The organism is Pseudonocardia terrae, assembly GCF_021343995.1.
GTDB lineage: Bacteria > Actinomycetota > Actinomycetes > Mycobacteriales > Pseudonocardiaceae > Pseudonocardia > Pseudonocardia terrae.
Genome location: NZ_JAJTTE010000013.1, coordinates 22,047 through 35,598 on the forward strand (window position 1 = coordinate 22,047; position 13,552 = coordinate 35,598).

General features: G+C 74.3%; 14 protein-coding genes and 1 riboswitch. Of the genes, 6 read left to right on the top strand and 8 right to left on the bottom strand.

Going from position 1 to position 13,552, the window contains the following annotated elements; genetic code table 11:
• Window positions 1-65: 65 nt before the first annotated feature.
• Together LWC33_RS10890 and LWC33_RS10895 are read right to left on the bottom strand one after the other, a co-directional pair.
• A complete protein-coding gene (locus tag LWC33_RS10890; protein WP_233304171.1) occupies window positions 66-1,679 on the bottom strand; it encodes an acetolactate synthase large subunit in 1,614 nt (537 codons plus the stop codon).
• Between the two features lie 25 nt (window positions 1,680-1,704).
• Window positions 1,705-2,211, bottom strand: coding sequence for an OsmC family protein (locus tag LWC33_RS10895; protein WP_233304172.1), 507 nt, complete (start codon window positions 2,209-2,211; stop codon window positions 1,705-1,707).
• Window positions 2,212-2,263: 52 nt separating this feature from the next.
• Here LWC33_RS10895 and clsA point away from each other — a divergent pair, with 52 nt between their 5' ends.
• The 5 genes from clsA to LWC33_RS10920 all read left to right on the top strand — a co-directional run bounded on the left by clsA (window position 2,264) and on the right by LWC33_RS10920 (window position 5,211).
• Window positions 2,264-2,869 carry a cardiolipin synthase ClsA gene (gene clsA, locus LWC33_RS10900; protein WP_233304173.1) on the top strand — a complete coding sequence of 202 codons (606 nt, stop codon included), beginning with the start codon at window positions 2,264-2,266 and terminating at the stop codon, window positions 2,867-2,869.
• 10 nt (window positions 2,870-2,879) lie between these two features.
• Complete coding sequence (gcvH, locus tag LWC33_RS10905; RefSeq protein WP_233304174.1) at window positions 2,880-3,287, top strand: glycine cleavage system protein GcvH; 408 nt, start codon at window positions 2,880-2,882, stop codon at window positions 3,285-3,287.
• A 137-nt stretch (window positions 3,288-3,424) separates the two neighbouring features.
• Window positions 3,425-3,874, top strand: coding sequence for a glycogen accumulation regulator GarA (garA, locus tag LWC33_RS10910; protein WP_233304175.1), 450 nt, complete (start codon window positions 3,425-3,427; stop codon window positions 3,872-3,874).
• A 121-nt stretch (window positions 3,875-3,995) separates the two neighbouring features.
• Window positions 3,996-4,472: a bifunctional nuclease family protein gene (locus tag LWC33_RS10915; RefSeq protein ID WP_037038968.1), complete on the top strand. Its 477-nt coding sequence runs from the start codon at window positions 3,996-3,998 to the stop codon at window positions 4,470-4,472.
• A 160-nt stretch (window positions 4,473-4,632) separates the two neighbouring features.
• The gene (locus LWC33_RS10920; RefSeq protein ID WP_372462991.1) at window positions 4,633-5,211 is read left to right on the top strand and encodes a MerR family transcriptional regulator; all 579 of its coding nucleotides are present in this window, start codon (window positions 4,633-4,635) and stop codon (window positions 5,209-5,211) included.
• Window positions 5,212-5,246: 35 nt separating this feature from the next.
• Here LWC33_RS10920 and LWC33_RS10925 read toward each other — a convergent pair whose 3' ends face one another.
• Both LWC33_RS10925 and LWC33_RS10930 read right to left on the bottom strand, forming a co-directional pair.
• Window positions 5,247-5,894, bottom strand: coding sequence for a DUF8814 domain-containing protein (locus LWC33_RS10925; RefSeq protein WP_372476590.1), 648 nt, complete (start codon window positions 5,892-5,894; stop codon window positions 5,247-5,249).
• A gap of 98 nt (window positions 5,895-5,992) precedes the next feature.
• A complete protein-coding gene (locus LWC33_RS10930) occupies window positions 5,993-6,295 on the bottom strand; it encodes a YiaA/YiaB family inner membrane protein (RefSeq protein ID WP_233304176.1) in 303 nt (100 codons plus the stop codon).
• A gap of 79 nt (window positions 6,296-6,374) precedes the next feature.
• A riboswitch (glycine riboswitch) is annotated at window positions 6,375-6,472 on the top strand.
• A gap of 246 nt (window positions 6,473-6,718) precedes the next feature.
• Between LWC33_RS10930 and gcvP the strand changes: the two genes are divergently transcribed.
• The gene (gene gcvP / locus LWC33_RS10935) at window positions 6,719-9,571 is read left to right on the top strand and encodes an aminomethyl-transferring glycine dehydrogenase (protein ID WP_233304271.1); all 2,853 of its coding nucleotides are present in this window, start codon (window positions 6,719-6,721) and stop codon (window positions 9,569-9,571) included.
• 43 nt (window positions 9,572-9,614) lie between these two features.
• Here the strand turns inward: gcvP and LWC33_RS10940 are convergent, their stop codons facing one another.
• From LWC33_RS10940 to LWC33_RS10955, 4 genes are read right to left on the bottom strand one after another with little or no spacing between them, the layout of a single operon-like run.
• Window positions 9,615-10,502 carry a 3-methyladenine DNA glycosylase gene (locus LWC33_RS10940; RefSeq protein ID WP_233304177.1) on the bottom strand — a complete coding sequence of 296 codons (888 nt, stop codon included), beginning with the start codon at window positions 10,500-10,502 and terminating at the stop codon, window positions 9,615-9,617.
• 25 nt (window positions 10,503-10,527) lie between these two features.
• Window positions 10,528-10,932, bottom strand: coding sequence for a PPOX class F420-dependent oxidoreductase (locus LWC33_RS10945; RefSeq protein ID WP_233304178.1), 405 nt, complete (start codon window positions 10,930-10,932; stop codon window positions 10,528-10,530).
• A gap of 33 nt (window positions 10,933-10,965) precedes the next feature.
• A complete protein-coding gene (locus LWC33_RS10950; RefSeq protein ID WP_233304179.1) occupies window positions 10,966-12,012 on the bottom strand; it encodes a hemolysin family protein in 1,047 nt (348 codons plus the stop codon).
• A complete protein-coding gene (locus tag LWC33_RS10955; protein ID WP_233304180.1) occupies window positions 12,005-13,333 on the bottom strand; it encodes a hemolysin family protein in 1,329 nt (442 codons plus the stop codon). The genes LWC33_RS10950 and LWC33_RS10955 overlap by 8 nt, the downstream gene beginning before the upstream one ends.
• Between the last annotated feature and the right edge of the window lie 219 nt (window positions 13,334-13,552).

Consider the following 13,552-nt stretch of genomic DNA (forward strand, 5'->3'; position numbering starts at 1 on the left):
CGGAAGGGGGTACCCGCGCCGAACCGACACGACACCGCGACGAACGGCGGGTCCGGTGGTCAAGATCAGGGGACGAGCGGCGGGACCTGGGCGGCGACCAGGTGCGGACCGGGCTCGGCGGCGGCCCGGCGCAGCGCGTCGGCCAGCTCCTCGGCCGTCGAGGCCCGCACCGCGGGCACCCCCATCCCGGTGGCGAGGGCGACGAAGTCCAGCCGCGGCGAGCCGAGGTCGAGCAGCGACCGGGCAGGCGAGTCCGCGGGCAGCGACGCGCCGACGCCGAGGAGCTCGCCGCGCAGGATCGCGTAGGCACCGTTGTCGTAGACGATCGTGGTGATGTCCAGGTTCTCCCGCGCGTGGGTCCAGAGCGCGGAGATCGTGTACATGGCACTGCCGTCGGCCTGCAGGCACCAGACGGGCCGGTCGGGGCACGCGACCGCCGCGCCCGTCGCCGCCGGCAGGCCGAACCCGATGGCCCCGCCGGTCAGGGTGAGCCAGTCGTGCCGTGCCGACCCGGCCGTGGCCTGCGGCAGGCTCGCCCCGGAGGTGACCGACTCGTCGACCACGATCGCGCCCTCGGGCAGCAGCGCCCCCACGACCTGGGCCGCGGACTGCACCGTCAGGGGGCCGGTCGGGAGCGCGGGCGGGGCCGCGTCGGCGCGGGGCACCTCGGTGACGTCGCCGGCGACCAGGTCCGCCAGTGCCTCCAGCGCGACGGTCCCGGCCGCCCCGACCTCGGTGACGCGGTGGACGGTGGCGCCCTGCGGCACCAGATCGCCCAGCTTGCCCGGGTAGCCGAAGAAGGTGACGGGGGAGCGGGCGCCGACGAGCACGAGGTGCGCGGTGCCCTCGAGCTGCTTCCGTGCGACGTCGCCGGGGTAGGCGAGCCGGGAGATCGACGGTACGCCCGCGCCGCGCTCCATGCGGGTGGGGAAGCACTCGGCGAGCACCCGGGCCCCGGTGGCGACCGCGATCCGGTGCGCCGCGACCAGCCCGCGTTCCCGCAGACCGGTGCCGCCGACCAGCAGGGTGCAGGGCTCGCCGGACCAGAGCGCCTTGGCCGCGGACTCCAGGCCGTCGGCGTCGAGGGCGCCGCGGCCGGCGGCGGCCGGTGGCGCGACGGTGCCCGGCTCGAGCCCCTCGGCCGAGGTCCAGGCGGCGTCGGCGGGCACGAGCAGGGTCGACACGGCGGGCGGCGGACCGCAGGCCGCGGCGACGGCGTCGGCGGTGTCCCGGCCCAGGTCCGCGGTCGACAGGCTGCGGTGCACCCGCGCCGAGACCGTGCCGGCCAGCGCGTCGACGTCCGACTCCAGCGGGGCGTCGAGCGGCTTGTGGTCCAGCGCGTGGTCGCCGACGACGTTGACCACCGGCGTGCCGGCCCGCCGCGCGTTGTGCAGGTTCGCGGTGCCGTTGGCGAGGCCCGGCCCGAGGTGCAGCAGCGTGGCCGCCGGCTTGTCCGCCATCCGGGCGTACCCGTCGGCGGCCCCGGTGGCGACGCCCTCGAACAGCGTCAGCACCGCTCGCATCCGCGGCTCGGCGTCGAGCGCCGCGACCAGGTGCATCTCGGACGTGCCGGGGTTGGCGAAGCAGACGTCGACGCCGGCGTCGACGAGGGTGCGCAGCAGCACCTGCGCGCCGGTGCTCCGCCCGGCCTGCTCGGGTCCTGTCTCGGGTCCTGCCATGCCGCGACGCTACCCGGCCCCGCGATCAGGCCGTGGTGACGGCGACCTCGGTGTGCGGGTTGCCCTTGATCGTCTGCAGCACCACGCAGTAGCGCTCGGTGAGCTTGACGAGGCTCGCGACCTGGTCCTCGTCGGCGGTCGTGTCGAGGGCGAAGGACAGCCGGACGTCGCGGAACCCGACCGGGGCCTCCTTGTCGACGCCGAGCGTGCCGCGGAAGTCCAGGTCGCCCTCGGCGCGCACGGTGCCGGAGACCTCCAGGCCCATCGACGTCGCCACCGCCCGCAGGGTGACCCCGGCGCAGGCGACCAGCGCCTCGAGGAGCATGTCGCCGGAGCAGAGCTGGGTGCCGTCGCCGCCGGTGGCGGGGTGCAGACCGGCCTCGGCCAGGGCGGTCGCGGTCCGTACCCGGCAGGCGACGCCGGTGCCGTCGAGCTCGCCGTCGGCGTGGAGGGTGACCACGGCGGACTCCGGGTCCTCCTTGTACTGCTTCTTCAGCGGGGCCTGCACGTCTCGCAGCCGGGTGGCGTCCATGGGGCCATCGTCGCCCGCGGGAGCGCCGATCTCCACCGGTACCCTCCCCGTCGTGACAGGGGTGATCCGGCAGGAGCGGGTGCTCACCGTCCCCAACCTGCTCAGCGTGCTGCGTCTCGCCGGGGTCCCGCTGTTCCTGTGGCTGCTGCTCGGCCCGCGGGCGGACGGGTGGGCCATTCTCGTGCTCGCCGTCGGCGGCATCACGGACTGGGCCGACGGGAAGCTCGCCCGGCTGCTGGACCAGTACTCGCGCCTCGGCGAGCTCCTCGACCCCGCCGTCGACCGGCTGTACATCCTCTCGGCGCTGGTCGCTCTGGGTGTACGGCAGATCGTGCCGTGGTGGGTCGTGATCGTGCTCGTGGCCCGCGACCTCGTGCTCGGGCTGTGCGTGTCGGTGCTGCGCCGCAACGGCTACGGGCCGTTCCCGGTCGTCTACATCGGCAAGGCCGCCACGTTCCTGCTGCTCTACGCCTTCCCGATCCTGCTGCTGGGCACCCGGACGGGGTTCTGGGGCGAGCTCGCCCGGCCGTTCGGGTACGCCTTCGCGGCCTGGGGCGTGGCCGTCTACCTGTGGTCGGGCCTGCTGTACTTCGCGCAGTTCGTCCTAGCGATGCGCGCGGGGCCGGTCCGCTCCGAGGGATCACGACCCGAGGGCTAGGCTGCGCTGCGTGACTGCCGAGCAGACCGCCACGCCGGACGACCTGCGGTACACGGAGGCCCACGAGTGGGTCCGGGTCCTCGACGGGAACCGGGTCCGCGTCGGCGTCACCGACCACGCGCAGGAGCAGCTCGGCGACGTCGTGTTCGTGCAGCTCCCGGCGGTGGGGGACCGCTTCGCCCAGGGCGACGCGCTCGGCGAGGTCGAGTCGACCAAGTCCGTCTCGGACATCTTCGCCCCGCTCGCGGGCGAGGTCACGGCCGTCAACCAGGCGCTGGAGGACAGCCCCGAACTGATCAACTCGTCGGCCTACGACGAGGGCTGGATCGTCGAGCTGGAGCTCGGCGAGGACGCCGCGGGCGCCGTCGCGGGACTGCTCGACGCCGCCGCCTACCGGCAGCTCGTCGACGGCGCCTAGCGTCGTCCCCCGGCCCCGCGCACGGCCCCGGCACGATAGGTTCGGCAGGTCGTGCCGCGGCGGCCCGCACGACAGCAAGCCCCTGCGGCGCCCCAGCGGCGCCGCCGGGACCGCACCACGCAGGAGGAGACCCCGAGGTGACCACGAACGACGGGCCCGGCGTTCCGCCGGAGCGTTCCCCGGAGACCACGTCGGTCTTCCGGGCGGACTTCCTGGCCGACGTCGAGCCGCCCGCCAAGGAGCAGCCGGTCTCGGGTGTCGACGCCCTGCCTCCCGGCTCGGCCCTGCTGGTCGTGCGCCGCGGGCCGAACGCCGGGTCGCGCTTCCTGCTGGACCGGCCGACCACGAGCGCGGGCCGGCACCCGGACAGCGACATCTTCCTCGACGACGTCACGGTCTCCCGTCGGCACGCGGAGTTCCGCCGCGACTCGGGCGAGTTCGTCGTCGTCGACGTCGGCAGCCTCAACGGGACCTACGTCAACCGGGAGCCCGTCGACACGGCGGTCCTGGCCAACGGCGACGAGGTCCAGATCGGCAAGTTCCGGCTCGTCTTCCTCACCGGGCCCGAGCCCGGGGCGGAGGGCTGACCGGCCGCGGAGGCGTTGCGGGGCGGAAAAGTCACCGCCGACGCCCGTCCGGAGGCGCGCGAAGCACGGGTCGCGCGTGTAGCGTCGAGCATGTCGGACCCCAGGGTGAGGAGGCGGGCGCATGAGCGAGATGCGCGTCGTGGGAGTCAGGGTCGAACTGCCCGCCAACCAGCCCATCCTCCTGTTGCGGGAGACGCAGGGCGACCGCTACCTGCCGATCTGGATCGGCTCGGTGGAAGCCACCGCGATCGCGCTGGAGCAGCAGGGGGTCAAGCCCGCCCGGCCGCTGACCCACGACCTCTTGAAGGACGTGATCGGCGCGCTCGGGCGGCGGCTGGAGCAGGTGCGGATCACCGATCTTCAGGAGGGCACGTTCTACGCCGAGCTGATCTTCGACGGCGGGATCACCGTGTCCGCGCGGCCGAGCGACTCGGTGGCGCTCGCGCTCCGCATCGGGGTGCCGATCCACGCCGACGAGAGCGTGCTCTCCGAGGCCGGGCTGGTCATCCCGGACGAGCAGGAGGACGAGGTCGAGAAGTTCCGCGAGTTCCTCGACTCCGTCTCCCCGGAGGACTTCCGGGGCGCCCAGCCGGGCTGAGGATCCGGCCGGGCGCGGGTTGATCGCCGACACGCCCGGGTGAGCAGGTCGGACGGCGGCGTGGCGCGTTGACCGTCGGCGCCCGCGCGCTTACCGTCGGCTTGGTCAACAGGTGAGTGGGTCGCCGGGACAGGAGGTCCCGGCCGGCGGAGGGAGTGCCGTGGACGGGTCGTCGTCCGACGGGCCCGAGCAGGGTGAGCTCTTCCCGGACCCGCTGGTCGGGGAAGGCCTCGACGGCCTGCCGGACCAGCTCGTCGGGTTCCGTGGCCCCACCGCCTGCCAGGTCGTCGGGATCACGTACCGGCAGCTGGACTACTGGGCCCGCACCGGGCTCGTCGTCCCGTCGATCCGCGGGGCCGCGGGCTCCGGGTCGCAGCGGCTGTACTCGTTCAAGGACGTCCTGGTCCTCAAGGTCGTCAAGCGCCTGCTCGACGCCGGGGTGTCCCTGCAGAACATCCGGGTCGCGGTCGAGCACCTGCGCCGGCGCGGGATAAGAGATCTGGCCCAGATCACCCTCTTCTCCGACGGCACCACGGTCTACGAGTGCACCTCGCCCGAGGAGGTCGTCGACCTGCTGCAGGGCGGCCAGGGCGTGTTCGGGATCGCCGTCTCCGGCGCGATGCGCGAGATCAGCGGTTCGATCAAGGACTTCCCGGTCGAGCGCGCGGACGGCGGTTCGGTCGACGAGGCCCCGGAGGACGAGCTCTCCCGCCGCCGCGCCCGTCGCGCCATCAGCTGAGGCCCCGGGCGCGGCTCACTGAGCAGGTCGGCGCGTCAGGTCCAGAGGAACGTGACCCACACCCAGGCGTTGCCGGTGAGCTCGAGGTCGTCCCAGAACGTGCCGTCGGCCAGGTCGATGCCGGCCGGATTGGTGACCGGGTGGCCCTTCTCGTTCTTGCCCCCGTTGTAGCCGTTCTGGAACGCGGCCTGTGCCTCCGGGGTGCCCTGCGGGAGGTTCGTCCAGCTCTGCCGCACGGAAGGCGGGTTCCAGTAGTCGTCCGTGGTGTTCCACGGACCGACGTCCCAGACCGGAGCGATGACCGAGCGGCCGTTGTCCGCGTCGATCTTGACACTCTTCGTGGTGCCGCCCTTGGGGGAGAGGCCTCGACGGGACGGCAGCGCCACGAAGTGGTCGTGCGCCGTGATGATGTGCCCGTTGGCGGTCTGCCCGCCGACGAGGCCCTCGCGGGTGGCGAAGACCCGTAACCTCAGCGGAGTGGCCGACCGGGGTTCCTGCGCACCGGGCAGGCCCGCCGAACGACGACGCCGGGTGCCGATCAGGACGAGCGCGGCGAACGCCGCCACGGCGAGCACCGCACCGATGACCGGTCGGCCGAGCAGCACGTTCCTGCCGCGGCCGGCCCGTGGGTCGGTGGCCAGTGGGTCCGCGGCGCTCGCGCCGCCGTCGGGGTTCTCGCTCATGCTGCACGCCTCCTGGTTCAGGTCTCCGACCAGGAGAGCACGCCGAGGTCCTGCCGACGGGCCGAGTACGTACAACTACGCAGCGCGAAGCGGGCTGCTCAGGCGGCGGGGCGGAAGGGGTCGTGGTCGGCGAGGAGCTTCTCCAGCCTCGCCTGGTCCACCCGGTTGACGACGGTGAGGCGCTCCTGCTTGTCGCGGACCGTCTTGGCGAGGGTGAAGGCCGAGGTCGTCACGTAGAGGACCGCGACGGCGAGGAACGCCCGCACCCAGGGGTCGGCGGGCAGGTAGAGGACGCCGACCGTCACGGCGGCGAGCGAGACGACGAATGACGCCACCGCCTGGAGGTGGAAGGCCGCGGTGGTCGGCGGGACGGGGGCGGGACTGCGGTCCTGGCTGCTCATGCGGCGAGTCTGGCGGCGATCTCGGCGTGGTTCCTCGGTGGAACCACGGGATCCGGGGCTAGGCTGGGCGGGTAGTCGCCGAACCCGCGCGGGAGAGACCCGGTCGCACGTGGACCGGGCGCCGAAGGAGCAACTCCTCCCCGGAACCTCTCAGGCACCCGAGACCGCGCGGGCGAGACGCCTCTGGAAAGCGACGCCGGCGCGGCGACCACCGGGCCGGCGTCCGCCGACGGGGAAAGCCCGGCTTCGCCCGGGTGAATCTCTCAGGCACCCGGGTACCCGGGTGGGGACAGAGGGGGAGGGCAGCACGACCGGCATGCCGTCCTGCCCACCGCCCGAAAGGTCGTCCTCGTGACCGACGCGCCGCCCGCACCGTCGAGCACCACCACCGGCTCCGCCGTCCCGCCGCAGCGGGGTCCCTCGCTGGCCGAGCTCGAGGCGGGGGTGCCCTTCGCCGACCGGCACGTCGGGCCCCGGCCGGCCGAGCTCGACCGCATGCTCGCCGCGATCGGCGTCGGCTCACTGGAGGAGCTGGCCGACCGGGCGCTCCCGCCGAGCATCCGGGACACCGGCGCGGTGCCGACGAGCATCCCGGCGCCCGCGTCCGAGACCGCGATGCTGGCCGAGCTGCACGGGCTGGCCGACCGCAACACCGTGACCGTGCCGATGATCGGGCTGGGCTACGCGGGCACGGTCACCCCGCCGGTGATCCGCCGGCACGTGCTGGAGAACCCGGCCTGGTACACGGCCTACACGCCCTACCAGCCGGAGATCAGCCAGGGCCGGCTGGAGGCGCTGCTGGCCTTCCAGACCATGGTCGCCGACCTCACCGGGCTGCCCGTGGCCGGGGCGTCACTGCTCGACGAGGCCACCGCGGCCGCCGAGGCGATGACGCTGCTGCGGCGTGCCGGCAAGGCGAAGAGCCCCCGCTTCGTGGTCGACGCCGACACCCTGCCGCAGACGATCGACGTGCTGCGGACCCGTGCCGAGCCGCTCGGCATCGAGCTCGTGGTCGCCGACCTGTCCGCGGGCCTTCCCGAGGGCGAGCTGTTCGGTGTCCTGCTCTCCTACCCGGGCGCCTCCGGACGCGTCGCCGACCCCCGGGCGCTGATCGACGAGGTGCACGCGCGTGGCGGCCTGGTCGCCGTGGCCGCGGACCTGCTCGGGCTCACCCTGCTCACCGCGCCCGGTGAGCTCGGGGCCGACGCCGCGGTGGGCACCACTCAGCGCTTCGGCGTGCCGCTCGGGTTCGGCGGCCCGCACGCCGGCTACCTGTCGGTGCGTCAGCAGTTCGCCCGCCAGCTGCCGGGCCGGCTGGTCGGGGTGTCCCGGGACGTCGACGGCAACCCCGCCCTGCGGCTGGCGCTGCAGACCCGTGAGCAGCACATCCGGCGGGAGAAGGCCACGTCGAACATCTGCACGGCGCAGGTGCTGCTCGCCGTCGTCGCCGCCTGCTACGCGATCTACCACGGCCCCGACGGGCTGACCCGGATCGCCCGGCGCACGCACCGGATGGCCGCGGTCCTCGCGGCCGGGCTGCGGGCGGGCGGGGTCGAGGTCCCGCACGACACGTTCTTCGACACCGTGGTGGCGCGGGTGCCGGGGCGGGCCGCGGAGATCGCCGACGCCCTGCACGCGGCCGGGGTCTCGGTGCGCCGGATCTCCGCCGACGAGCTGGGCCTGGCCTGCTCGGAGCTGACCACGACCGCGCACCTGAGGACGCTGTGGGAGGCCTTCGGCGTGCAGGCCGACGTCACCGGGCTCGACGCCGCGACCCCCGACGCCCTGCCCGCGGACCTGCGGCGGGAGTCGGAGTTCCTCACCCACCCGACCTTCCACGCGCACCGCTCGGAGACCGCGCTCATGCGTTGGCTCCGCCGCCTGGCCGACGCCGACCTCGCCCTCGACCGCACGATGATCCCGCTGGGCTCCTGCACGATGAAGCTCAACGCGACCGCGGAGATGGAGCCGATCACCTGGCCGGAGTTCGCGGAGCTGCACCCCTTCGCCCCCGCGCCGGACTCCGCGGGGACCCGGGAGATGATCGCGCAGCTCGAGCGCTGGCTCGCCGAGCTGACCGGGTACGCCGCGGTGTCGGTGCAGCCCAACGCGGGGAGCCAGGGCGAGCTCGCCGGGCTGCTGGCCATCGCCGCCTACCACCGGTCCCGCGGCGAGGCCGAGCGGAACGTCTGCCTGATCCCGTCGAGCGCGCACGGCACCAACGCGGCGTCGGCCGTCATGGCCGGGATGCGGGTGGTCGTGGTGGCCACCGACGCGGCGGGCAATGTCGATCTCGCCGACCTGCGTGCCAGGATCGCGGAGCACGGATCCGCGCTCGCCGCGCTGATGATCACCTACCCGTCGACCCACGGGGTGTACGAGGCCGAGATCCGCGACGTCTGCGCCGCGGTGCACGAGGCGGGCGGCCAGGTCTACGTCGACGGGGCCAACCTGAACGCGCTGCTCGGGCTGGCCAGGCCGGGCGCGTTCGGCGGCGACGTCAGCCACCTCAACCTGCACAAGACCTTCTGCATCCCGCACGGCGGCGGCGGTCCGGGCGTCGGGCCGGTGGCCGTGGCCGAGCACCTCGTGCCGTTCCTGCCCGGGCGCGGCTCCGGGGAGCACGCCGTCGGCCCGGTGTCGGGGGCGCCGTACGGCAGCCCCGGCGTGCTGCCGATCTCCTGGGCGTACATCCGGATGATGGGCGTCGAGGGCCTGCGGCGGGCCACGCTGACCGCGGTCGCGGCGGCGAGCTACGTGGCCGCCCGGCTCGGCGAGCACTACCCGGTGCTCTACGCGGGTCGCGACGGCGAGGTCGCGCACGAGTGCATCCTCGACCTGCGCGGGATCACCAAGGAGTCCGGCGTGACGGTCGACGACGTCGCGAAGCGGCTGGCCGACTACGGCCTGCACGCCCCGACCATGTCGTTCCCGGTCGCCGGCACGCTGATGGTCGAGCCGACCGAGAGCGAGGACCTCGCCGAGATCGACCGGTTCGTCGACGCCATGATCGGGATCCGGGACGAGATCCGGCGCGTGCAGGCGGGGGAGTGGCCCGTCGACGACAACCCGCTGCGCGGGGCGCCGCACACCGCGGCCTGCCTGGTGGACAAGTGGGACCACCCGTACCCGCGCGACCTCGCCGCCTACCCGACGGGCGCGACGCCGGGGGTGCACGACCGCAAGGTCTGGCCGCCGGTCCGGCGCATCGACCAGGCGCACGGGGACCGCAACCTGGTCTGCTCCTGCCCGCCGATCGAGGCCTACTCCTCCTGAGTCTGCTTCTGCGCCGGCTCCCTCCGGGCCGGCCGATCGGCACTCAGGCGGGCTGGACCGCGGGTTCGGTGAGGGCGGCGCAGAGGGCGAGCAGGCGGTCGCGGAGCGGGGCGGCCCGCTCCGCGAACCCCTGCTGCGCCCGCGCGTACTCGGCGCGGCCTCCGGGCGTCTCGATCGGGACCGGCGCATAGCCGCGGTCGGCGAGGTCGTAGGGGCTGGCCCGCATGTCGAGCTCGCGGACCTCGGCGGCCAGCGCGAAACAGTCGCCCAGCAGCTCCGCCGGCGTGGCCGGGAGCAGCTTGTACGCCCACTTGTAGAGGTCCATGGTCGCGTGCAGGCACCCCGGCTGCTCCAGCGCGACCTGGTCCTCGCGCCGCGGCTGCAACCGGTTGAGCGGGCGCGCCGCCGCGGTGAAGAAGCGGAACGCGTCGTGGTGGGTGCAGGTCACCGGCAGCGACTCGACGACGGCGTCGGTGCCGGCCGGGCCGAGCCGCAGCGGCACGCCACCGTGCCGCGGCCGGTCCGTGCGGTAGACCATCGCCCACTCGTGCAGCCCGAAGCAGCCGTAGCGGGCCGGCCGCGCGGCCGTGGCCGAGACCAGCCCGTGGACGAACCCGGCGGCGCGGCGCAGGCGCTCCGGCAGGCGTGCCGGATCGAGCACGACGCCCGCGCCGTCGGTCCGGTAGCCCGGCCGCTCGGCGAACTCGCCGATGTCGCCCAGCAGCCGCACCCCGGGGCCGGGCTGCCACTGCTCGAGCTGCGCGGGCCGCAGCGAGTAGTAGGTGAACAGGAAGTCCTGCACCGGATGCGGCTCCCGGCGGCGCCGGCGCTCGCGGTGCGGGAGCGTCCAGCGCTCCATCCGGGTGCGGTGGGCGGCCGCCCGGGCCCGCCACGCGGGCTCGTCCAGCTCCTCGGTCACCACGCCGGCCACCGTACGCGGCGATCGGCCGGACTCCTCAGCCGACGTCGCGCGTCCCCGGACCGTCGTCCTCCACCCCGAACACGATGATGCGCCGCGGGTGGATGCGGATCACGCCGGGTCTGACGCCCGGGAAGGCCGTGGCCGGGTGGACGTCCGGAAGGGCCTCGGCGCGGCCCCGGATCTCCAGCGACCGCGGCCAGCGGCTGCCCGGCCTGCCCCCGTCGTCGACCAGCAGGGCGACCCGGCCGTCCCGCTGCACGTTGCGCCACTTCTGCGTGGACGGGTTGTCGAGGCCCGGCACGTCGACGGTGCCGGCCTCGGCGTCGACAAGGAAGCCCACGGCCTTCACCTGTGGCGCCCCCAACCTCGACAGCGTCGCGAGACGGGCGGTCCGGGTGCCGGTGAGGAACTCGAGCTCGGCGTCGGTGAAGATGCTCATGCGGCGAGGCTGCGCCCTGAAGCCGGGTCGAGGTCAAGCCCCGCTGGTGTGCGTGGCGTCCCGGACCGTGCCGACGTAGTGCTCGATCAGGTCCTCCATCGCCACCATCCCGACCGTGGCCCCGAGCCGGTCGACGGCGCGGGCGAGGTGTGCGCGGGTGGTGCGCAGGGCGGCGACGGCCTCGTCGAGCCGGGCGTCGGCCGGCACCTCGGGCAGGCCACGGACCCGGGTGGGCGGGATGACGGCGTCGGGATCGTCGATCACGTCGAGCACGTCCTTGACGTGCAGGTACCCGGTGAAACGGCCGTCCGGGGCGCGCAGCGGGAACCGGGAGAACCCGGTCTGCTCCACGGCGCGCTGGACGTCGCCGACCCGCGGCCGGACGGGCAGGGAGACCAGCTCCTCGGCGGGCACCAGCACGTCGCCGACGGTGGTCTCGGCGGACCGCAGGGTGCGGGAGATCCGGGTGGACTCCTCGTCGTCGAGCAGGCCCTCGCGGCGCGAGTCCGCGATCATCGCCGACAGCTCGCCCGAGGTGAACGCCGTCTCCAGCTCGTCCTTGGGCTCGATCCGCAGCAGCCGCAGGCTCAGGTTCGCCAGGTGGTTGAACAGGTCGATGAAGGGCCGCATCACGGTCGTGAACACCAGGAACGGCGGCACGAGCAGGATCGCCGCGCGCTCCGGGCCCGCGATCGAGATGTTCTTCGGCACCATCTCGCCGAGCAGGATGTGCGCCACCGACACCAGCGCGAGCGAGAGCGCGAACGCGATGGGGTGCACCGCGGCCGCGGGCAGGCCCGCCCACTCCAGCGGTGCCTCGATGAAGTGCGCCACCGCGGGCTCGCCCAGGCGGCCGAGCAGCAGGGACGCGATCGTGATGCCCAGCTGCGAGGCGGCGAGCATGCGGGCGAGGTCGGAGCTGGCGCGCAGCACGGTCCGCGCGCCGGCGACGCCGCTGTCGGCCATCGCCTCCAACCGGTCCTTGCGCGCGCTGATCAGGGCGAACTCGGCCATCACGAAGAACGCGTTGGCCCCGAGGAGCAGGATCGCCGCGAGGACGGCGAGGACGTCGCTACCCATGGCCGATCGCCTCCGGGGCCAGCCGCGCGAGCCGCAGCTCGGCGACGCGGTTGCGGTCGCGGCGCATCACGGTGATCCGCCAGCCCTCGACGGTCACGTCGTCACCGACGTCCGGGATGCGGCCCAGCTTCTCCAGCACCAGCCCCGCCAGGGTCTCGTAGTCGCCCTCCGGCATCCGGAAGCCGGTGGCCTCGTCGACCTCGTCGGCGCGCATCAGCCCGGAGACCAGCCAGCTGTCCCGGCCGAGGGGGCGCACCCGGGCCTGCTCGGCGCGGTCGTGCTCGTCCCGGACGTCGCCGACGATCTCCTCGATCAGGTCCTCGAGGGTCACCAGTCCGGCCGTGCCGCCGTACTCGTCGACGACGACCGCGGTCTGCAGCCCGGACTCGCGCAGCCGGGAGAGCAGCTCGTCGCCGTCGAGGGAGGCGGGCACGATCTCCGCGGGCTGCACGAGGTCACGTACCGGCGTGCTCTCCCGGGCGCTCGGCTCGACGCCGAAGGCCTGCTTGACGTGCACCAGCCCGAGGACGGCGTCGGGATCGCCGTCGTGCACCGGGAAGCGGGAGTGGCCACTCCGGCGCGCGAGGACGACGAGGTCGGCGACCGAGTCCGCGGCGTCGAGCGTCTCGACGCGCACCCGCGGCGTCATCAGGTCCTCGGCGACCCGGTCGGTGAACCGCAGCGAGCGATCGAGCAGCGCCGCGGTGCCCTCGTCGATCGTGCCGTGCTCGGCGCTGGAGCGGACCAGCGAGCTGAGCTCGTGCGGCGACCGCGCCGACCGCAGCTCCTCGGCGGGCTCGACGCCCAGCCGGCGGACGATCGCGTTGGCCGAGCGGTTGAGCAGGTCGATCAGCCAGCGGAAGGCGTGGGCGAACCCGCTCTGCAGCCAGACGACGGCGCGTGCGGTCTCGAGCGGCTTCGCGATCGCGATGTTCTTGGGCACCAGCTCGCCGAACACCATCGACAGCGTCGTCGCGATGACCAGCGAGGCGATCGTGGCCGCGCCGGCCGACACCGCCTGGGACAGGCCGACGGCCTCGAGACCCGGCCGGATGAGCTCGGCGATCGCGGGCTCGGCGATGTAGCCGGTGGCCAGGGTGGTCACCGTGATGCCGAGCTGGCTGCCCGAGAGCTGGAACGACAGCGCGCGGTGCGCCCGCTGCACGGCCCGGGCGCGCCGGTCGCCGACGGTGGCGACGTGCGAGTCGACCTGGCTGCGTTCCAAGGCGGTCAGCGAGAACTCCGAGGCCACCGAGACCGCGGTGCCCAGGGTCAGGGCGACGACGGCGAGCAGGCCGAGGAGGGAGAGGAGGACGGTCACTCGGACCGCCGGGGCGGGGAGGGTCGATGCAGCCGGGCCGGGCCCGGCGCGCTACTGCCTGACGGTCCTGTGGACGCGGACGGCAACGGGACTCCTGTCGGACTCGGGTGCAGGCGCCCCGGACAGCGGTACCGGCGGCGCTCGGGCGAGTCTAGGGCGCGCGGCGCCGTCGCGCGCCCGATGGCGGCGGCACCCGCGACGGGTTCCGCCGGACGGACG

Coding starts and splice junctions, on each gene's coding strand:
- LWC33_RS10890 (WP_233304171.1), bottom strand. CDS start 1,679: ATGGCAGGACCCGAGACAGGACCCGAGCAGGCCGGGCGGAGCACCGGC.
- LWC33_RS10895 (WP_233304172.1), bottom strand. CDS start 2,211: ATGGACGCCACCCGGCTGCGAGACGTGCAGGCCCCGCTGAAGAAGCAG.
- LWC33_RS10915 (WP_037038968.1), top strand. CDS start 3,996: ATGAGCGAGATGCGCGTCGTGGGAGTCAGGGTCGAACTGCCCGCCAAC.
- LWC33_RS10925 (WP_372476590.1), bottom strand. CDS start 5,894: ATGAGCGAGAACCCCGACGGCGGCGCGAGCGCCGCGGACCCACTGGCC.
- LWC33_RS10930 (WP_233304176.1), bottom strand. CDS start 6,295: ATGAGCAGCCAGGACCGCAGTCCCGCCCCCGTCCCGCCGACCACCGCG.
- LWC33_RS10945 (WP_233304178.1), bottom strand. CDS start 10,932: ATGAGCATCTTCACCGACGCCGAGCTCGAGTTCCTCACCGGCACCCGG.
- LWC33_RS10950 (WP_233304179.1), bottom strand. CDS start 12,012: ATGGGTAGCGACGTCCTCGCCGTCCTCGCGGCGATCCTGCTCCTCGGG.